14 protein-coding genes and 1 pseudogene are annotated in these 20,183 nt (G+C 63.1%); 6 read left to right on the forward strand and 9 right to left on the reverse strand.

Annotated elements, in window-relative coordinates:
* The first annotated feature begins 170 nt into the window (after positions 1–170).
* Both ACORJG_RS06690 and ACORJG_RS06695 read left to right on the forward strand, forming a co-directional pair.
* Positions 171–3,008: a TonB-dependent receptor gene (locus ACORJG_RS06690; protein WP_427792582.1), complete on the forward strand. Its 2,838-nt coding sequence runs from the start codon at positions 171–173 to the stop codon at positions 3,006–3,008.
* 138 nt (positions 3,009–3,146) lie between these two features.
* Positions 3,147–3,914 carry a UTRA domain-containing protein gene (locus tag ACORJG_RS06695; RefSeq protein WP_292059527.1) on the forward strand — a complete coding sequence of 256 codons (768 nt, stop codon included), beginning with the start codon at positions 3,147–3,149 and terminating at the stop codon, positions 3,912–3,914.
* 10 nt (positions 3,915–3,924) lie between these two features.
* Here the strand turns inward: ACORJG_RS06695 and ACORJG_RS06700 are convergent, their stop codons facing one another.
* Positions 3,925–5,241, reverse strand: a complete 1,317-nt coding sequence (locus tag ACORJG_RS06700; protein ID WP_427792985.1) for a DUF5690 family protein — start codon at positions 5,239–5,241, stop codon at positions 3,925–3,927.
* A gap of 369 nt (positions 5,242–5,610) precedes the next feature.
* On the reverse strand, positions 5,611–6,288 hold the full coding sequence (locus ACORJG_RS06705) for a hypothetical protein (protein ID WP_134579860.1): 678 nt from the start codon (positions 6,286–6,288) through the stop codon (positions 5,611–5,613).
* Between the two features lie 80 nt (positions 6,289–6,368).
* Here ACORJG_RS06705 and ACORJG_RS06710 point away from each other — a divergent pair, with 80 nt between their 5' ends.
* The 4 genes and pseudogenes from ACORJG_RS06710 to ACORJG_RS06725 all read left to right on the forward strand — a co-directional run.
* Positions 6,369–7,586 carry a CBASS cGAMP synthase gene (locus ACORJG_RS06710; protein ID WP_134579858.1) on the forward strand — a complete coding sequence of 406 codons (1,218 nt, stop codon included), beginning with the start codon at positions 6,369–6,371 and terminating at the stop codon, positions 7,584–7,586.
* Entirely contained in the window at positions 7,583–9,190 is a 1,608-nt protein-coding gene (locus ACORJG_RS06715; RefSeq protein ID WP_134579856.1) for a ThiF family adenylyltransferase, read from the forward strand. Before ACORJG_RS06710 ends, ACORJG_RS06715 begins: the two co-directional genes overlap by 4 nt.
* Entirely contained in the window at positions 9,187–9,714 is a 528-nt protein-coding gene (locus ACORJG_RS06720) for a Mov34/MPN/PAD-1 family protein (RefSeq protein WP_427792986.1), read from the forward strand. Before ACORJG_RS06715 ends, ACORJG_RS06720 begins: the two co-directional genes overlap by 4 nt.
* Positions 9,715–10,204: 490 nt before the next feature.
* Positions 10,205–10,351: pseudogene (locus ACORJG_RS06725) on the forward strand (IS5/IS1182 family transposase); the annotation flags it as partial.
* 121 nt (positions 10,352–10,472) lie between these two features.
* Here ACORJG_RS06725 and ACORJG_RS06730 read toward each other — a convergent pair.
* The 7 genes from ACORJG_RS06730 to ACORJG_RS06760 all read right to left on the reverse strand — a co-directional run bounded on the left by ACORJG_RS06730 (position 10,473) and on the right by ACORJG_RS06760 (position 20,176).
* Positions 10,473–13,649 (reverse strand): DUF3857 domain-containing protein, encoded by a 3,177-nt coding sequence (locus ACORJG_RS06730; protein ID WP_427792585.1) that lies wholly within the window; start codon positions 13,647–13,649, stop codon positions 10,473–10,475.
* Between the two features lie 98 nt (positions 13,650–13,747).
* Complete coding sequence (locus ACORJG_RS06735; RefSeq protein WP_427792587.1) at positions 13,748–15,376, reverse strand: Na+/H+ antiporter; 1,629 nt, start codon at positions 15,374–15,376, stop codon at positions 13,748–13,750.
* Positions 15,377–15,383: 7 nt separating this feature from the next.
* Positions 15,384–16,697, reverse strand: a complete 1,314-nt coding sequence (hflX, locus tag ACORJG_RS06740; RefSeq protein WP_427792589.1) for a GTPase HflX — start codon at positions 16,695–16,697, stop codon at positions 15,384–15,386.
* Positions 16,698–16,943, reverse strand: coding sequence for an RNA chaperone Hfq (gene hfq, locus ACORJG_RS06745; protein WP_003164861.1), 246 nt, complete (start codon positions 16,941–16,943; stop codon positions 16,698–16,700).
* A gap of 148 nt (positions 16,944–17,091) precedes the next feature.
* Positions 17,092–17,907, reverse strand: coding sequence for a class I SAM-dependent methyltransferase (locus ACORJG_RS06750; protein ID WP_427792590.1), 816 nt, complete (start codon positions 17,905–17,907; stop codon positions 17,092–17,094).
* 2 nt (positions 17,908–17,909) lie between these two features.
* Complete coding sequence (locus ACORJG_RS06755) at positions 17,910–18,770, reverse strand: D-amino-acid transaminase (protein WP_427792591.1); 861 nt, start codon at positions 18,768–18,770, stop codon at positions 17,910–17,912.
* Positions 18,770–20,176 carry a sigma-54-dependent transcriptional regulator gene (locus tag ACORJG_RS06760; protein ID WP_427792593.1) on the reverse strand — a complete coding sequence of 469 codons (1,407 nt, stop codon included), beginning with the start codon at positions 20,174–20,176 and terminating at the stop codon, positions 18,770–18,772. The genes ACORJG_RS06755 and ACORJG_RS06760 overlap by 1 nt, the downstream gene beginning before the upstream one ends.
* Positions 20,177–20,183: the final 7 nt, after the last annotated feature.

Here is a 20,183-nt window from a genome sequence, read left to right on the forward strand (position 1 = left end):
CTTATATATGCAAACATTCTAACTATGAATGTTTTGTGTAGATCAAAGCAACTGGTTTACACCAGTTTGGCTTGCGGCTACCCCGCCCTCGTCCGCCGATGCGGACGGGGGACGGCCCGAGAAGCGCCCTCTCCCAGCCAAAACTCCTGGACTCTGGGTGGGGATCACCAATGTCGTTTCATTCCGCCGCCGTCGCATCGCGCACGGCGAACCGCATCGCAGGCGCCAGCGCCCTAGCATTGACCTGGGCCGTTGCAGGCACGGCGATCGCCGCTGCCTCTGAAGAAGACCAAGCCCAGCCGACCGTCGTCGGCGAGGTGGTGGTGACTGGCCAACGCCTGGGCACCGCCAACGCCATCTCGGCCCAGCGTCGCGCCGATGGCGTGGTCAACGTCCTGTCGGCTGATGATATGGGCAAGCTGCCCGACGCCAACGTCGCCGACGCCCTGGCGCGCCTGCCGGGCGTCAACGTCATCGTCAACCAGACGACAGGTGAAGGCGAATATGTCACCGTCCGGGGCTTCGCCGGCACCTTCAACGCCTATTCGATCAACGGCGTGCGCGTGGCTTTGACCGATACCGACAGCCGCAAGATGTCGATGACCGTCCTGCCGCCCAACGGTCTGCAGGCGATTTCCGTCTCCAAGACGCTGACGCCCGACATGGACGGCGACGCCATCGGCGGATCGATCGACTTCCGCACGCCCAACGCCTTTGACTTCAACGCCCCGGTGGCGCGCCTGTTCGCCAGCTACGGCTTCAACGACCGCGCCAAGGACCAGGGCGAAGCCTCGGACAATTATTTGCTGCAGGCCGACTTCGGCCGCCGCCTGAAGGACGAGCGTTTCGGCGTCTTCGCCTCAGTCAACTACGGCCGTTCGAACGGCGTCACCGAAGAGACCGAAAACGACGGCGAATGGGAGCCATACATCTGGCGCAAGAACGCTGAAGAAGCGATCGACGAACGCTCCATGTACCTGCCGGGCATCGACCTGGACTACCGCCGCAACGAACAGGAGCGTTATGGCGGCAACGTTTCCTTCGACTATCGCGGCGCCGATCACGACCTATACCTGCGTGGCCAGTACAACCGTTTCGAGCGCGCCTCAACCAATGACTGGACCGACTATCGCAGTCGCCCGACCATGCGTCTGGTACAGGTGAACGACGAAGACCGCAGCCTGTCAGCGCCGGAAAAAATGATCATCGGCCAGGACGCAAGCCTGGGCGCCGTTTACGGCTATACGACGGGCCAAATCATCGACGCCGACGGCGACGGCCGCATCACCGATGCGGACCGGACCCGGAAATCCTACTGGTCCCTGCACGGCCGCTCGGGCGTGTGGGATCCGCAAGCGTTCCAGTTCTCGCGCAACATGGACATTTCCGACGAGAACCAGACCCTGGCCACCGTTAATCTGGGCGGCGTCAGCCGGCTGAACGCGCTCGAGCTGAGTTACGACCTGAGCTACAGCTTCGGCGAGCGCGAAAACCCCGACAACTACTCCATCGGCTACAACTGCGACGCTTGCGTTGCGCCGTTGAACGAAACTGGCCTGCTGTGGTCATCCTACGATGGACGCTTCCCCATGCCGCAACTGCCCGCCTTCGCCGCCCATGTCGAACGCGACCCGTCGCTGCTGCCGCTGGACGGCGCAGGCCACAGCCGTTCGCGTCAGAAGGACGACCGCCTCGCCTTCAAGATCGACGCTCGCTACCAAGTCGATCGCGGCCCGCTGGAACAGATCCGCTTCGGCGCCAAATACCTGAAATCAGAACGTGAGTACGACAGCACCCCGATCTGGGAGGGCGACTTCTCCGGCACGGCGCTAGACGGCCAGTCCATGGCTGCCTCCGGCCTGATCGAACGCGAGGTCGATCGCATCCTGGGCGGCCGATACTACTATGGCGCCATCTTCAACCGCGAACGGGTGATCGCCGCCATCCGCGCGGCCGAGGCCGCCACCCCGTCCTCCATGTCCTATGAACGCCTGAGCCAGGACGACAAACAGGGGCAGGAGACCATCTACGCCGCCTATGCCCTCGCGCAGCTGCGCTGGGGCGACCTGCAGGTCATCGCGGGCGGCCGCTATGAACAGACCGACGTCAAGAACACCTTCTGGTCGGACGACGGCGACGCCAGCGGGTTTGATACCAGCGACGCAGACTACGGCGTCTTCCTGCCCAGCGTGACGGCGACCTGGCGCCCGAACGAGCAGTGGGTCTATCGCGCCGCCCTTTGGACCAGCTTCTCGCGGCCCGAGTACAGCTACATCTCGGGCGGGCAATCGGTGACGCGCGATCCGGTGACAAACGAGATTCTGGCCATCAGCCGCGGCAACCCGGACCTGAAACCGGCGGAAGCGCTGAATCTGGACCTGTCGGCCGAGTTTTATCCTGACCGCAGCAGCGTCCTGTCGGCAGGCGTCTTCTACAAGAAGATCGACAACTTCATCTTCACCAACGGCAGCCAGGTCGACGCCACCACGACCGAGGGCTTCATCGAAATCACCCAGCCCAAGAACGGCGACACCGCCGAAATCGCCGGGGTCGAATTCAACTTCATCAAGAGCTTCGACGGCCTAGCCGCGCCGCTGGACGGCTTCGGCTTCGAGGGCAATCTGACCTTGCAGACCAGCGAGGGCGAGACGGGCCTGGACTATCGCAAGGGGCGTCCGATCTCCTTCGTCGGCGCGCCGGACCTGATGTACAACGCCTCGCTGACCTATCAGAAGTACGGCTTCGAAGCGCGCCTGTCCTACAACTATCAGGGCGAGTACATTGAGGATCTGCGCGACAACGCCGTCGACAAATGGGTGCAGCCGACCAAAACGCTCGACTTCCACTCGCGCTACCACGTCAACGAACAACTGGCGGTCGATTTCGACGTGCAGAACATTCTGGACGGCCACCGCTACTATACGACCAAGGGTGAAAGCCCCAGCTACATGAAGGACTATATGGAGCCGGGCCGGACATTCCTGTTCCGCATGAGCTACAGCTACTGAGGCCATCAACGGTCCGATGTCCTGGCGGCGGCGATCCGAAAGGGTCGCCGCCGTTTTCATTACGGGCGGCGCAGAGGATCGACGCCGGGACGCGAAGACGCGATAAGGCGTCAACGACTTCTCAGCCGACGAGCTTTCATGTCCGCCGCCCCTGCGCCTGCCTGGTGGAATTCACCGACCGAAACGCCTGCGGGCGATCGGGGCCGCTATCTGGTGGCCCGCGATCATATCGCCCGCCAGATCCACAGCGGCGCGCTGAAGCCAGGCGCCAAGCTGCCGTCGGAACGCCAGCTTCAGGATGGTCTGGGCGTAGCGCGCGGCACGATCCGCGAAGCCCTGTTCCAGTTGGAGTCCGAGGGGATGATCTTCCGCCGCGATCGCAGCGGCTGGTACGTCTCGCCCGAACCTGTGACCTATGATCCAACCCGGTGGGCCGGCTTCATGACCTATGTGTCTGAACAGGGCCGCCAGCCCGCGACTGAGACTTTGTCGACCGCCTCTGTCGAAGCCCAGGACGGTGTCGCCAAGGCCATGGGCCTGCCGCTGGGCGCGTCGGTGCACCTGATCCGGCGACGCCGCCTGATCGACGGGCGACCGGTGCTGGTCGAACGCATCTATGTCGAGGCGGAGCGGGCGCCGGATTTGCTGGCGCATGATCTGGACGGCTCACTGACGCAGATTCTCAAGAGCCGTTATCGGCTGGCGGTGACGCGCAACCGGGTCGAGATGCAGCCCTGCGCGCTGATCCAAGAAGAGGCTGAGGCTCTGGGCGTGAAGTCAGGCACGCCGGGCCTTCTGGTGATCCGCGCCAGCTTCGACGCGGCCGGGCGCATCGTCGAATACGACCACGAATACTGGCGTCACGACGCGCTGCGCGTGAAGGTCGATCTGGATGTCACGCCCTAACGTCCAGCGTTCAAGATGCGGCGGCGTCCGGCGCGGCCTGTATCGTCGGCGACTGATGCTTCCGCCCCAGCTTGCGCCCGAAATAGAGCGCCGACGCCAGAGTCAGCACCAGGCTGGCCATCGCTGAGGCGTAGGCCGCGCCGATGAAGAACTGCAGCCAATCCAGTTGCGGCGCCGCGAAGCTGCGATAGAGCAGCAGCAGCACGCTGCCGACATAGCCGGAGGCGTCGGCCACATAGATCAGGAAGCCCGCCGTCCCGACCCTGCGCGTGGCCGCCAGCATCCGGTCAAACAGCATGGCGTTGAACGGGGTGTAGGCCATGTAGAGGCCCGCCCCGCTCAGGATCATCCACGTCAGCGCCGACACCAGCTCCGCCTGAAAGGCCAGGGTCGACAGACCGATCAACGCCGCGCCCGCGATCACCACCCCATGCATGACCATCAGCGCGCGCCGGTTGTCGCGGATCAGGATCAGACTGCCCAGAACAATCAGGACGATGACCGCCACAGGCAGTTCGCTGGCGGCGAAGACGCCCGCCGCATCGCCGTACCCGACAGCTTTCCAGACCTCGGCTGAAAAGTTGTCGCGGAAATCCCGAAAGGCGGTGAACAACACATAGGCCGCGATCAATGCGGCCATTCCCAGGCCGTAATCGGCCAGGAAACGTCGCCGCTCATCCTTGTTCATCGGCGCGCGGCGCACACGTTCGCGCTCGTCGTCTGCGCTGGGGCCCGGCAGTTGCGTCAGCCCCCAGACCGAGAGCAACAACAGGGGCATGAAGACCGCACCCGCCGCCGCCGGCATCCACAGGTCGCTGATCCCCGCCTGAAGCAGCAGCTTGCCGACCGCCTTCACCACGCCTGACGACAAGATGAAGCTGGCGCACAACACAGCGCCCAGAACGTCGGACACGCGCCGCCCTTCCATATAGGCGAACACCAACCCCCAAATCAGACCCAGCGGCAGGCCGTTGAAGAACAGAGCCGCCACATTCCACGGCGCCGGGATCAGGGCGAAAGCGACCAGCGCCAGCCATGAGGCGCCAATCAACATCAGGATGGCCCGGCCGCGTCCTTGACCGTCCGCCTCGGCGATCACCTTGACGCCGATCCATTTCGACAGAGCGTAGCCGATGACCTGAGCGATCACGAGGGCGACCTTGTAATCCAGTACGAACGCCCAGCCTTCCACCCCTTCGAAAGTCGCCGCCGAGAACGGCTTGCGGAAGGCGTACATGGAGAAATAGGCGCAGAAGCCGGCTAGACCGGCAAACAGGGAAAAACCAATTGGTCCCGCGTTCTTTAATCTCTGCGCCAGCGCTTGCATGTCCACATCCCCACGCCTCAATGAGAAATCTGGACTAGACCAATTACACTGCAGCTTAATGACAGAGAGGAGACGCGCTCTCTTGATCTCCTTTCTTCCTCTCCGGCATGGTCGCCAGATTTCGATGATTCCATGTAGACTTGGGTGCATCGTCTCCCAGACGAGGGATCGACGGCGCAGTCGCAGCCATAATGCCTTTCCGCTTACACGCCTCTTCCCTGAAGCGGACCAACCGTGCTTCCGCGTTGAGTCAGGCTCGGCCATTCTACATTGGCGCCAATGCGCCAGAAGCGGGCTTCAACTGCCGTCCGCAATTTAGACGTCCACGCCTAGTCTGGTCGAGCTTGAAGCGTTTTGGAGTGGCCAAATCTAGAGGTTTCGGGTGAGGACGACGGTGCCGGCAGTATTCAGCCCGCGCGCGTGCTGCCTCTCGGTCCAATAGGTTCCTCGTAGTTCGCCCGACTCTGGGTGGTACTGGAGAATGCCCGCGCCAAGATGTGCTTGTGCGTCGCTAGGTGCGACCGGCTCATGATCTTCCTGCCGATAGACGTAATAGATCGTAGGGAGGCCCGGCCGGCACCACTGCGGCCGAACAAAGATCGACCGGCTCCCGCGCCGCTTGCCGGGTACGGCCATCACCATGTCGATGCCCAGCAATGTGCTTTTGATCTCGACATCCATCTCAATCGGGGCCCGGTCTCCTGCCGGGCTGTTGACGAGCGGATTGAACGACGAGGCCGAGCCAGTAGCCGCCTCCATCGTCGCTTCGATCACTGGCCAGTTGGACCAGGCTTGAGCTTTCCAGCGTCCGTCGAGAAGGGGGAACCACCAGAGCTGAGCAAGGGTGCACCGGTGGAGCAGCTGAAACGCCGGTCCCCATGTGAGCAACAGCACCACCCCGTTCACCAGTCCGACCACGGTGCCCATACCCTTCACCAAATGACTGGCTTCGTCCGACCGCGGCCCGAAGACCAGCAAGGCGCAGATGATGACGATGAACATCGTCACTACTCGAACGACCGTCGCTGCGGGCAGGGCATTGATCATTGTTCGATGATTCCGTGTTCGCCTCTTGTTCCCGACTCAGGATACCCTATTTACCGTAGAGCTGGAAGTCGGAGGGGCACATGGCCGCCACCCTGAATATGCACAAGGTCTTCGCCGGGGGCGACGGCTACCTGAATGCCCTGCGTGTCCGCGACACTGAGGTGGCGACGCTCCGCGCGGCACGCGGCGAAATCCGCACTGTGCTAAAGGAGGCCTTCCGCGACTGGGAGACCCATGTCAAGCGGACCGAGTTGTTCGATAGCTGGGTCGTGAAAGCAGCCGGTGCGATGCGCCTGCCCGCCCCGAAGTTCCGGATGCAGGGCAGCTTCGCCTATCACACCGTCAACGACTGTCAGATCAATCCTCCCCAGCAGATCGACCAGGACGATGGGCTCTTCCTGCCAATCGGCTTCCTCACGAGCGGTGGCGGCACCCGGCCGGCCATCGTGTCGAAGGCCTATTTCTCTCTGGTGGAGCAGGCGCTCGCTCCCTTGTGCCGCGGCAAGGGCTGGACACTGAATCCTGACAAGCTTCGTGACACGTGCGTGCGGGTCCAGATCTCGCCACGTCTCCATATTGACCTGCCGCTCTATGCGATCCGCGATGATGCCTTTGAGCGCTTAGTCGAGACGGCGATCAACAAGAGCCTGACGATGGATCGGTCGGTCTTCGATATTGAGCTGGTAGATAGCGTCTACCGTGGCCTCGGATCGTCGGAAATCATGCTCGCCCACCGCGACAAGGGGTGGCTCGGATCCGATCCCCGGAAGCTGGAAGATTGGTTCAGCAACGCCATCGCTCTGTACGGTGAGCAGGTGCGGCGCGTGTCCCGGTCCTTCAAGGGGCTGCGGGATGCCCGGCTCGACCACTGCGCCATCAGCTCAATATGCCTGATGGTGGCAATCGTAACGGCTTACGAGCGGCTAGGGCGGCTCGATGATAGCCGGGACGACCTCGCCCTCATGCACATCGCGCGTGAACTCGCGGATGTCCTTCGGCACCCGGTCGAGAACCCTGTGTTCCCTGGCGAGGTTGACAAGAATCTCTGTGGCGGATGGTCTTCTGAGTTCCGCAGGGAGATTTGTCAGGTCTTCGCCGACGCGGCCGATGAGCTTGAGGCCGCCATCCACGACACGCTGAACAAGCAGGTTGCGCTTAACCACGCAAAGGCAGCCTTCGGACCGCGGGTGCCTGACGATACCGGTTTGATCACGACAGTGGGTCTCGCCCAGGTTATCCGCTCAAAGCCGGACTATCCGCAGCCTCGTCCCATGCCGCCCAGGACGAAGTCGGGGTGAGCGAGGCAGCACGGCGTGTTGCCGAGGCGCTCGCCCTCGACGGCTTCAAACCAAAGGTCGAATCCGCTGGGATCAGCTTCAACGGCACGCTGACCGTGCGGGGGCGGACCGTCGACATTCGTCTCGACTATGACGGCTTGGAGTTCTGCACCCCTCCTACAGTGACCATTACGACCCCTCAGGTCCTCGGCGAGAAAGTCATTCCCCATCTCGACGAGAACAATGTCCTATGTGCCGTCGATGCGCGCCAGTACGTCGCTGATCGGTACTCGGCCGCTGGTCAGGCGCGAGGCATTCTGATCCGAGTGGCAGAAGTTCTGGAAGAGGGCCTCCAGGTCAGCTCAGTTCGCGAGATTGAAGCTGAATTTCCCAGCCATTGGGGCGGGGCAGCCGTCGGCGTAGATTTCGCCCCCTTCGACGGCATCGCCGAGCCGAGCTCGGACACGCGCGGAAAGATGCGGTTTCGCCGGCTGAAGGCGGGCAAGCCGCCCATAGGGTCGGCCGTTGTCGTCACAACGCCGATCCCGCTTTCCTTCCGCCCGGACGAAATGCGTCCAGCCACGCTGGGCGAGGCTGTTGAATGGGCAAATTCATGGGTTCCCGGTATCGGGCAACGCATCTTCGACCGCCTAGTGACCCTACCGCCTCGCAACCCATACGTCATGATCTGCGCCCCGAATGGAATAGTCGGATTCGAGATCGACCTGCTCAAACGAGGCCAAGCGGTCGTCAGCGCCATGCGCACGCCGGCTGGGTGGGCGCGCCTTCTGCGCGGCAGCTTCGGACGACATCTCCCAATCAACCGCATCCACGGACGTCGAGTGGACATGGACTATATCCTCGGAACCAACAGCCTGACGGGAGCCGCGCCTCTCGCAAGTAAAAGCATCGTGCTGGTGGGGTGCGGCACCATCGGCGGGCATCTTTCGGTAGCCCTCGCGCAATCGGGGGCAGGGCTCGGCGGCGGCAGCCTCACTGTGATCGACCACGAGACGCTCAGTGACAGGAACATCGGCCGCCACCGGTTGGGGCGGGAGTATGTGGGCTTGCCTAAGGCGGACGGCTGCAAGGCAGAGATCGACAAGATGTTCACAGACCTCAACGTGTCCGCTGTGGCGCGTAGAGTGCAGGACTGTCGCGTTCGATTGGAAGCCGCGGATCTTGTAGTCGACGCTACGGGGGAGCAGGCGGTGGGTGACATGCTCAATGCGTGGAGGCTTGAGGGCACCACGTTTCACCTTCTGCATGTCTGGATAGAAGGCAACGGCGCAGCCGTGCAGTCTTATTTCAGCTCTGACCCTGAGTTCGGGTGCTACCGCTGCCTTCAACCGGACCTATCGAAGGAGCCCCGATACCCTGTTCTCAGGCCTGAGGCGGACCGGACCATGTCCACAGGGTGTGGCGAAGCCTCGTTTAACCCCTACGGCCCTGCCGCGCCCATGTCAGCAGCCGCTCTAGGAATCCAGCACGCGTTGGGTTGGGCAGGCGGAAGGCCGCGACCGCTGCTCCGCACTATCCGTCTGGACTACGATCAAACCCAAGAGCGGAAGCCCACAAACCCCACGCGGAGTGACGCGTGCCCCGCCTGCACACCGCCGCTGTGAGCAGAGTTTGCGTTCTCCTCCCCCGCGCCGTTCTGAACGTCATGTTGAAACAGCGGGTGGCCCGACTCCCTAAGGAAACCGGGGGGTTCCTGCTGGGCCGTCGGCGTGGCAGTCACATCGAGATCGTAGAGGCGACCCTTCAGGCCAAGATGGACCGAGCGAGCGAGACTTCCTTCGAGCGGATTGACTTGCACCACAGGCATCGCGCTGAAGCGGTCTGGCAATCGTCTGAAGGACGCATAGGGCTCGTGGGAGACTGGCATACCCATCCTTGCGGCCCCCCCGTTCCATCGGCGGCTGATAGAAGTGCGTGGCGCCAGCTCGTCTCTAGCATCCAAGGCGACGCGGTCGGGATCATTCTGGCTGAGGGCGGGCCGGGCGTCTTCGTGGCCCCGCGGCGCTGGAGCGTTCTCGGCGCGAGACAATGCTCACTGGTAGAGGAGTGCGAGGAGGACCTGGTCTTCGGCGGCGGCGGCTGCAACCCACGTCGTGCAGGAAAGCGCGAAGCTGCATTCTTCGCGTAAACCACCGATGATAGGCTTAGTGCCAAATAACAGACCCTCCGAACTTCTCCTTCGAGTCAGAAGCGGACCTCCGTCTTCGCTTCTAGCGTTTATCCACAACCTATCTACGTCTAGTGTTTCGTGCCCATCGCGCCTCTGCAGCCGCCCTGAGCGCGTTGAGGTTTGCAACACAAGCGCTGTCGCCGAGCGCAACGGCCGCTTCTCTCAAACTGCATTATTTTCGGTGTTAATTCAGCCATTTATGGCTGCAACAGTTTCCGAACATGTGCAGTCTGCGAAGCTAGTACGAGTTGGCTAGTGGTGCTTGTCAGTGTTCCAGGTTCCTGAGACTCCGGGCCTTAGCGGCGATTTGGTTCCGGGTTCGTTGGCCTGCGGTTCCAGGCTCTTTGGACTCAGGCACTAAGCGCAGCTTCCGTGTTCGCGCTTTCCAGCACATCGACGAGTATCTGGCCGTGCTGGACGACGCGGCCTTCGGCGGCGCGACCCAGGTATGGCGGCGGACACCGCCTGCGGCTCGGCTGAGATGCTGGACTGGCGGGTGCATGACCAGGGCATCGAGCCGCATATTCCCGTCATCGATAAATACGAGCGGATCGACGGGACCTTCTCGCGCAGCGACTTCACCTATGACCATGCCCAGAACCTGCGCAAACTGGCCAAACTGATCCCGCCATTGACGCCGGCAGCCGCCTTTCTCAACGAAACCAGTCAGAGACAGCCACGGTACGCCGAGAACCGGTTTTAAAAGGACGGTTTGTTCATGGCCTGCTGGGTGCAGACGGTGAATAGGTTCGGAATTTTCCGATGACCTCGGGATCTTCCGAAATGGCGGCCGCCTTGTCTGCCTGTCCTTCATCCTTACGGCCCAGGGCCTCCAGCGCCAGGCCGCGGCCATAACGGGCCGTCGGGAAATCTTTCCCAGCCTCCAGCGCAGCTTCATAGACCGCCAGAGCACCCTTGGCATCTCCCATCTGCAGCAGAACGCGCGCGCGACTGTCGAGTATGTGCGGCGTATCCGGGGCGAACGTCAGGGCGGCGTCGCAATCCTTAAGCGCCTGATGCAACAATACGCCCCGGATCGCTGCGGCCCAGCACAGGTTGTTGAGGAACATAGCGTTGTCGCCGGCATTTGCGCGAATAACGGCGAAATCCTGCTGAGCCTCGTCGATGCGCCCGAGATCCAGGGCGGCTTCGGCGCGATAGATCAACACGTTTTGGGGCGCATCATCATAGAGCGGTAAAACGGCGCTCAGCAGTTCAATCGCCGCCTGGGGCCTGCCCAGTTCCAGCTTGAGCACAGCCTGATTCAGCAGGACTTTTCGGTCCAGCGGCATGTCCGCGGCCAAGGCGTCCATTTCGCTTTCCGCCTGATCCGGCCGCCCTGCCCGTCTGAGGAAACCGATCCTTGCCAGCTTCAGCGTCACCTCTTCGGGCTGCGCTGCGACCAACGCAGAGGTCATGGCTTCCGCTTCATCAAATCGGCCCGCCGACTCAAGCAGGCTCAACCGCATAAGTTTGAAGTCATGGTTCGTCTCATGCCCGGCGATCATGGCGTCGACATCGCGCAGAGCGCGATCGTATTGTTCCAGGCTCGCATAGGCCTGAGCGCGCAGGCCCAGCGCAAACACATCTCCCGGCGCCTGGCGCAAGGCGCGGGACAACTCGATCACCGCATCAGCATAGCGTCGATCGCTCACGGCGATCAGAGCCGCGCCGTTCATGGCGATGCGTTCGGACGGGTCCAGGTCGACCGCCTTTTCGAGATCGGCCTCTGCGCCCGCACGATCGCCCATGTGAAAGCGATAAACGCCCCGATTGGCCCAGGTGGTGCTGTTTTCCGGCGCCAGGGCGATGGCCTGTTCGGCAGCTTCAGCGGCTTCGGCGTATTCACCGGTCTGCGCCAGGGCCCAGGCGCGATCCAGCCATTCGGCGGCAGTGGAGGGTTGATCCGTAACCAGCGCCTTTTTGTCTGCTTCACTGAGACGATAGGAGCGCGGCGGGAAGATGCGCGGCAGATCGCCGGGCCGGGTTTTGGCTGCTGCGCGTGACTGTTCCGCCTCTGCCGCAGTGATCTCACCTTTCAGGCTTTGACGGGTGAAGTCCACAGTCATCAGTTCGCCGGCAAGATCGACCGTGCGCCGCAACTGATGTCCGAACTCGATCCGGTGGACCCGTCCTCCTGATGCACGGAAACCTGCGCCGTCTTCGGGCAGGCGAAGTGTCAGCGTCTGGCGGGTGTGGACCGGATGTCCGATCCTGACTGGCGCATCCCTGAATGGCCCCTCCGGTCGGGGGTCCAGCGAGTAGCTGGCGTAGGTAGCGCCGGGCGGCGTCAATCCGTCATTGCTCCATGCCAGCGGCGCGGCGCCCTTCACATTGATACGCACCACATTGGCCTCAAAGTCGTAAGACGACCCGACTTCGCTGATCTCAAGATCGGCGACCCACGTCCACAGGCTTCGCAGCGCGTCATTTTTCTGCGCTTCGGACAGCAGGCCCAGGGCCGGCCCCAGAGCAGCCGCCTCGTCCGCGCGCATAATCATTTCCCCCTCTACAAGGGCGGGCGCGTAAAGTCCGGCGCGGGCATCCAGATTGAGCAGGATTTCAGTGGTCGGTTCGGTCAGGGGAGCGGCTTCCAGCCGCTCCAGTTGCGCCTGCGGACCGGTCAGGGGCAAGGCCCACCCAAGATCCGGAATGCGGATATCCTCCAGGCGGCGATCGCCAGTGCGAGTGCCGTCCAGCCAGTAAACCCTGCCCTCGACGACGACACGCGCCAACACATGATCGAAGGCCGATACCATGGGCAGGCGCCCCGACATGCCGTCGCCTCCGGTCAGGCTGACAGCGGCGGCGGAGGCTTCAATGCGCAGTTCATCAAGCAACGCCAATAACAGCGCAGTCTTGGCCTTGCAGTCTCCGTAGCGGCGTCGCCAGGTTTCATCAGCGCTAGAGGGCGTCAGGGCCCCATCGCCCATCATCAGTGCGACGTAACGGATTTCATCCTGCACCAGCCTGAGCGCCGCAGCCGCCTGGACCAACGGGTCATTTGACAGGGCGCGGATACGCGCCGCCTCGGCACGAACCGGCGAGTCTGGCGCCAGGCTGCGCGCATTGTCGTAAAGCGGCTTCAACAGAAGCGCGACTTCGGACCAATCCCGATAATCGCTGAACTCGATCTGTCTCGGGAAATGGAACCGAACCGGCGCGTCCGCCGGCACCATGACCGGTTGCAGGTCATGCCATGAAAGATCCACGTGGGCGTATCCGCCATCCTGTTTGACCTTCAAGGGGGTCCAGTCATTTTCCGCCCTCAACCGCATGGGCCTGTCACGCGGCCATGAGGCGCGATATCGGACCTGATCGACCTTCATCGGCAGGTTCAGATCAATGCCCTGTTCAGCGTGTCCGGCCATCACCGGATCATGTGACCTCAACGTATAGGCGACATCGAGAATGTCGCCGACGCGCAGCCCTGCCGGCTGAAGAACCGCCGTCAGTCGCCCATCCAGCATGGCGTGTTCGAGGTTTTCTTCACGGCGCAGTGTTTCAAAGGCCTGGGTTGCCATGACATCCAGAACCTGGCCGTCGCGGATGATATGCACCCGGTGAACGATGATGTCTTCACTGTCAGGGTTCCACTCCACCCCGACATTGCCCATCAACGGAAGAGCCTGTGGCGACAACGCCTGGCGGCGGATGTGAAGGTGGGCGGACTGGACGCCTTCGTCAGCGCGGTACTGCACGTCGAACAGCAGTATCCTGAGGCCGTCGGCTGTTGGCGAGGCGGAAGAAGCAATCGCGTCTGAGGCCGGAACCACCCAGGCCGGAACGTCTCCGCTCAGAATTCTTTCGCCTGCCAAGGCTGCGCCAGCCATACTGAAAACGCCGCTGCTGCACACTATGGTGAAAGCGCGCAGCCAGTATTTAGCCGACATATCAACCCCAAAGGCCGCCACAAAAAAGCCTGAATACCCGCCGGCGCGCACACCGGCAATCGAATGATCAGCGCCTGCCTGACACAGGCAGAAGAAAACTAGACGTAACGCAGTTCCTGCAGGTCGATCTCGCGGATCAGCTTGCGAGCGGTCTCTTCGCTTATCAGACGCTGCTGGCCCAGGCGCACCAGTTCCTGACGCTCGGCGGCCAGGCCGGCCAAACGCAGACGGCGCTCGATATCATCGGCACGCCGGGCCTGGGCCATAGCGTCCGCCTCGGCGTTCGAGCGCATATCGATGCGGTGGCGATAGACCTCCATCATCCGCGCCGCCGTTTCGGCATAGGTGTCGGGGTCGGCCTTGCCTTCAGCCATGGCGTGCTGGGCGTCTTCGATGGCGCGGATGGCCGCCCAGGCGGCGGCCACGCGTGAGCGGTTTTCTTCGGCCTGATGGTCATCTTCAGGCGGAAGCTGGACGCCCTTCAGAAGGCGAGGCAGGGCCACAGTCGCCAGAACCAGCGACACGATGATGACGCCTGCGGCCAGAAAGATGGCCAGGTTGCGCGCCGGCAACAGGTCTCCGTTGGCCATAAAGAAGGGCAGCGTCAGTATGCCCGCCAGAGTGATGGCGCCGCGCACCCCGGCCAGCGACATGACCGCCACCAGCCTCAGGCCCACCTTGGGCGGAGCGCTGCGTCCCTTGCGGCGGAACAGGGTCAGTTTCAGCGAGGTCCACACCCATATGAACCGCAGGGTCGCCAGCGCCGCCACGATGGCGAGGACATAGACCGCCAGCCACCAGACCTCCTTGTGGTGCGTGGTGCGGATCACCTCGGCCGCGCGGGCCATGATGGAGGGCATCTGTTCGCCCAGGATGACGAAGATCAGGCCGTTGGCCACAAACTGCACCGTGTCCCAGACCACGGCGCGGCGGATGCGTGTTGCAGCCAGGGCCGATCCCTGACGCTCAGCGAAGCTCATCGTCACGCCCGCCGCCACGGCCGCCAGTATGCCCGAGGCGTGGATGGCTTCAGCGGCCAGATAGGCGGCGAAAGGCATCAGCAGGCTGATCAGGATCTGGCCCCCCACATCCTCGCCCCAGCGGCGGCCGATGAAGGCCTTCACAAGGCCGATGGCCAGAGTGATCAGAATGCCGACCGCGATACCCGCCAGAGCCAGCCAGGCGAAGCTGCCGAAGGCGCTGGACAGGGAGAAGGCGCCGGTTGTGGCCGCGATCACGGCGATCCGCATACAGGTCAGGCCGCTGGCGTCGTTCAGCAGGGACTCGCCTTCGAGAATGTGCATCAGCCGCTTGGGGATGGGCGCCCGCCCGGCGATGGCCTGGACCGCGATCGGGTCCGTCGGCGACAGGATGGCCGCCAGGGCGAAGGCCACAGCCAGCGGCATGGCCGGAATCATCCAGTGGATCAGAAAGCCCAGCCCGACGACGGTGAAGACCACCAGCCCCAACGCCAGTTCAAGGATCACCACCCTGTCGCGAAACAGGGCCTCCTTTGGGATGCGCCAGCCGTCCGCAAACAGCAGCGGCGGCAGGAACAGCAGGAAGAAGATATCCGGCTTCAGATCAACGGACTCGCCGGTGATCATCACCACCCCTGCCCCCAACGCGATCTGAACCAGCGGCAGGGCGATGCGCGTGATGCGAGCCACCCATCCCGACAGCACCACGGCCAGCAACAGGAAGAGGATAGTCTCGATCAGGTGCATGACAGGATCAGTCGATCACATCCGGATACAGTCGTTCAAGCCGTCCCAAGGCCGCCGGGTGCAGCCGAACGGTCAATCGGACACGGCCGTCTTCTTCCGCCTCGCGCCCCGTCACACGGCCATTGGCGTAAAGCCAGGCCAGCAGGTCGCCGCGGTGCGGCTCGATCGTCAGATGGGTTTCGGGGTCATCATCGATCAGGACAGCGATGGTTTCGCGCAGGGCGTCGATCCCCTCCCCGGTCCATGCGGACACGGCCACGGCCTGTCCTTCACGCGCCAGACGTTCAGCCTGTCCCAGCACAGCCTCGCGCGTGTCGGGCTCCAGCAGGTCGATCTTGTTCCAGACCTCAAGGATACGGCGCGTCTTGCCTTCGGGCGTCGGAATCTGCTCCAGCACCGCCTCGACGTCCTTGGCCTGTGCGGCGCTGTCAGGCGAGGCGATGTCGCGCACATGCAGGATCAGATCCGCCTCGCCGACCTCCTCCAGCGTGGCGCGGAAACTCTCGACCAGTTCGTGCGGCAGGTCGGACACAAAACCCACAGTGTCGGCGATGATGGCCGGACGCCCCTGCGGCAGGCGGATGGTGCGCTGGGTCGTGTCCAGTGTGGCGAACAACAGATCCTTGGCCATCACCTCGGCCCCGGTCAGACGGTTGAACAGCGTCGACTTGCCCGCATTGGTGTAGCCGACCAGGGCGACTGACGGGAACGGGACCTGTTTGCGGGCCTTGCGATGCAGGCCGCGCGTGCGACGCACTTCTTCCAATTCGGCTTTCAGGCGCACGATGCGGTCGGCGATCATGCGCCGGTCCAGTTCGATCTGGGTTTCGCCCGGGCCGCCGACGCCGCCCGTGCCGCCACGCTGACGCTCCAGGTGGGTCCAGGTGCGGACCAGACGTGAGCGCTCATACTCCAGCCGAGCGAGTTCGACCTGAAGTCGCCCTTCGCGCGTGCGGGCGCGGCGGCCGAAGATCTCAAGGATCAGGCCCGTGCGGTCGATGACCTTGATGTCCCAGAAGCGTTCCAGGTTGCGTTGCTGCACCGGCGTCAGCTGGTCGTCGACGACGACCGCCTCGGCGTCGGCAGCCAGGATCAGGGCCGAAATTTCTTCCAGCTTGCCCCGCCCGATCAGGGTCGCAGGCGTGACGGAGCGCAGGCGGATGATCTCTTGCGCCCGCACGTCGAGGTCCAGCGCCCGGGCCAGGCCCACGGCTTCTTCCAGGCGTTCAGAAGCATGGCGCGCATTGTCGCCGCGACGGTCGGGGTGGATGACGACGGCCCGGATCAGCGGGACGGCGTGGTCAATGAGTTTGGAGGTCAATCAGTCTTCTTCGGCGTCGGGCTCGTACAACTGCACGGGCGCGGACGGCATGATGGTCGAGATGGCGTGCTTGTAGACCAGCTGCGATTGGCCATCGCGACGCAGCAGCACACAGAAGTTGTCGAACCAGGTGACGATGCCCTGAAGCTTGACGCCGTTCACCAGAAAGATGGTCAGCGGGGTCTTCGTCTTGCGGACGCTGTTCAGGAAGGTGTCCTGGAGGTTCTGTCGTTTGTCTTGCGACATGGCAGGTTGATCCTGTTCTTGGTTTTTCGCGCCGCAAAGCGACGCAGACCGATAGGCCTGAATGACCTTAGACGCGGCTTTGGCGCGACGGCAACAGCCTAAGGTCGATTTGAGAAAATGGTTTCAGGTCAATTGAGTCTGGCGCGCCTTATAGCGACTTGCGGCCATACAGGGTTGCGCCATGAAAACCGCCATGATCCGTGTGTGTCACTTCAAAATCAACGACGCCAGCGGAGAACATGATGGCGGCGATCACGGTCAGATCGTAATCGAACATCACCATCTCGCCCTTGGGCAGGCTGCGGAGCGCTGCGTCATCGGCGATGACAGGCAGACCGTCGCTCATCAAAATCCGACCGCCTGGCGCGAAAGCCAGGGCCTCGTCCCGATAGAGGGAGAATTGGATTGAGACGAACCCGCCAGGAGCGACGCGAGCCATAAGGTCCCTGAGCAGAACATAACCGCGTGAGGGCGGGATATGCTGGAAAACAATAACCGACACGACCCAGTCAAACAGCCTGTCAGGCATCTCATGACCGAACGCCGCGCCGGGCACGACATTGCGTCGCGCTTCGGCCAGCATGGCCTCTGAAACGTCCACACCGAAGGCATCACCGGTAAAAGCCGCCAGCGCGCGAGTGACACGCCCGACTCCACAACCGAAATCCAGAGCTGAAGCCGGAGCGAAGTCCGGATAACGGGCATGTAGACGCTTCGACAGCGCCTGAACGTCGTGCATGCCGGTCTGGAAGAATTCCGCCCGCACGTCATCGGTCAGGTTTTCCGTCATGTAGCGCGGCGCCGCCAACACGCCGAAATACGGATTGGTCCGGCCGATCTCCTCCCAGTCTGCATCCGTGTCGCGAATTGAAGCCACAGCATCGACGTCTGCCGGATCAGTATTATCCTCGGCAGGTCGTGCGGATGCGCTTCTACGCGAAAACAGACCTTTGAAAATGTTCATCTTTAAACAGCGTCGCGGCGCGCCTGTTCCAGATAAATCTCGCGCAGGCGGGTCGCCACCGGGCCGGGCTTGCCGTCGCCGATGCGGGTTCCGTCCAGCGATGTGATCGGCATGACGAAGGAGCTGGCAGCCGTGACGAAGACCTCGCGCGCGCGCTTGGCTTCCTCGACGCTGAAGGCGCGTTCTTCCAGTTCGATGCCCTCGGCCTCAACCAGTTTCAGGATCGCCGCGCGGGTGATGCCGCGCAGGATGTTGGCCTGGGTGTCGCGGGTGCGCAGCTTGCCGTTCTCGTCGATGATCCAGGCGTTCGTCGAAGACCCCTCGGTCACCATGCCCATTTCGTCAAACAGGATGGCTTCATAGGCGCCGCGTTCGCGCGCCGTCTGTTTGGCGAGCGCGTTGGGCAACAGGCCGACCGTCTTGATGTCGCACCGGCCCCAGCGCATGTCCGGGTGGGTGACGCCCGCTGCGCCCTTGGCGGCCAGAGCCTCGCCCTTCTTCAGGTCGATCGACTTGGCGGTGATGATGACGCTGGGCGCCACATCCCGGGGGAAGGCGTGATCGCGCGGCGCCGTGCCGCGCGTGACCTGAATATAGACGATGCCATTGCGCACGCGGTTACGACGGATGGTTTCCCGCAGAACGATGCCCAGCGACTCGGCCGACATCGGAATGTCGATCCGCAGTTCGGTCAGACTGCGCGCCAGGCGGCTGAGGTGGCCCTGATAGTCGGCCAGCTTGCCGTCAAAGACCGACCAGACCTCATAGACGCCGTCAGCGAACTGGAACCCGCGATCCTCGATATGGACCACGGCCTGACCGTGCGGTTGGTAGATACCGTTTACATAGGCGACCCTGGACATCAGGCGCCCTCTCCTTCTTCTTCCGCGCCGCGTGCGGGCGACACACCCAGCGACTTGAGTTTGCGATGCAGCGCAGATCGTTCCATGCCGATGAAAGCGGCCGTACGCGAGATATTTCCACCGAACCGCATGATCTGTGCGGATAGATACTCCCGCTCGAACACCTCACGCGCTTCACGCAGCGGCAGGGCGATGATGCGGTCGGCGCCGATGGAGACGGGGCTGGAGGACGACGCCACCTCCTGCGGCAGCATATCGGCGGTGATCGGTTCATCTGCTGCGCCTGTCGCCAGGATCAGCAGACGTTCGATATTATTGCGCAGCTGGCGGACATTGCCCGGCCAGGGATGGACCTGAAGCACGGCCAGGGCGTCGTCGGCGATGCGACGATGCGGCAACCCCTGCGAAGACGACAGATTGTCGACGAAATACTCGACCAGTTCGGCGATGTCCTCGCGCCGCTCCGACAGCGGCGGCACGCGGATCGGAACGACGTTCAGGCGATGGAACAGGTCTTCGCGGAAACGGCCCTCAGCGATCTCAGTGCGCAGGTCGCGCGCGGTCGAGGTGACGACCCGCACATCGACCTGAACATCCTGTTCGCCGCCCACACGCCGGAAGCGCTGTTCGACCAGTACGCGCAGAATACGGCTCTGGCTTTCGCGCGGCATGTCGGCGACGTCGTCCAGGAACAGGGTGCCGTTATGGGCCTGTTCGAACACGCCGATCTTGCGCGGGCGGCCGTCGACGCCCTCTTCACCGAACAGTTCAACATCGAGACGCTCAGGCGTCATGCCTGCGGCCGAGATGGCGACAAACTCAGCCTTGGCGCGGGGACTGGCCTCGTGGATCTGACGCGCCACAAGCTCCTTGCCGGATCCTGGAGGGCCGGAAATCAGCACGCGGCTGTTGGCGGGCGCCACCTTGGCGATGGTTGTGCGCAACAGTTGCGCCGCGACAGACTTTCCGATCAGGCCGCTGGGCGTCAGGGTCTGGGCGCGCAGACGCCGGTTCTCGCGTTTCAGCGCCGCCGCCTCCAGCGCACGGTCCACGACGACCACCAGACGATCCGACTTGAACGGCTTTTCGATGAAGTCATAGGCGCCGCGCTTCAGCGCGCTGACCGCCGTTTCGATGTTGCCGTGGCCCGAGATCATGACGACCGGCAGGTCCTCATCCAGTTCGCGCACCACATCCAGCAGCTCCAGCCCATCCAGCCCGCCGCCCTGCATCCAGATGTCCAGCACCGCCAGCGAAGGCTTGCGGGCACGGATGGCGGCCAGCGCCTCGTTGGAATTGGCGGCGGTGCGGACCGAGTGCCCCTCGTCCTCCAGCAGGCCCGAGACCAGTTCGCGGATGTCCGCCTCATCGTCGACAACCAGAATATCAGCACCGGTATTACGCATGACGCCT

The organism is Brevundimonas diminuta (genome assembly GCF_050310045.1).
Lineage (GTDB): Bacteria > Pseudomonadota > Alphaproteobacteria > Caulobacterales > Caulobacteraceae > Brevundimonas > Brevundimonas diminuta_F.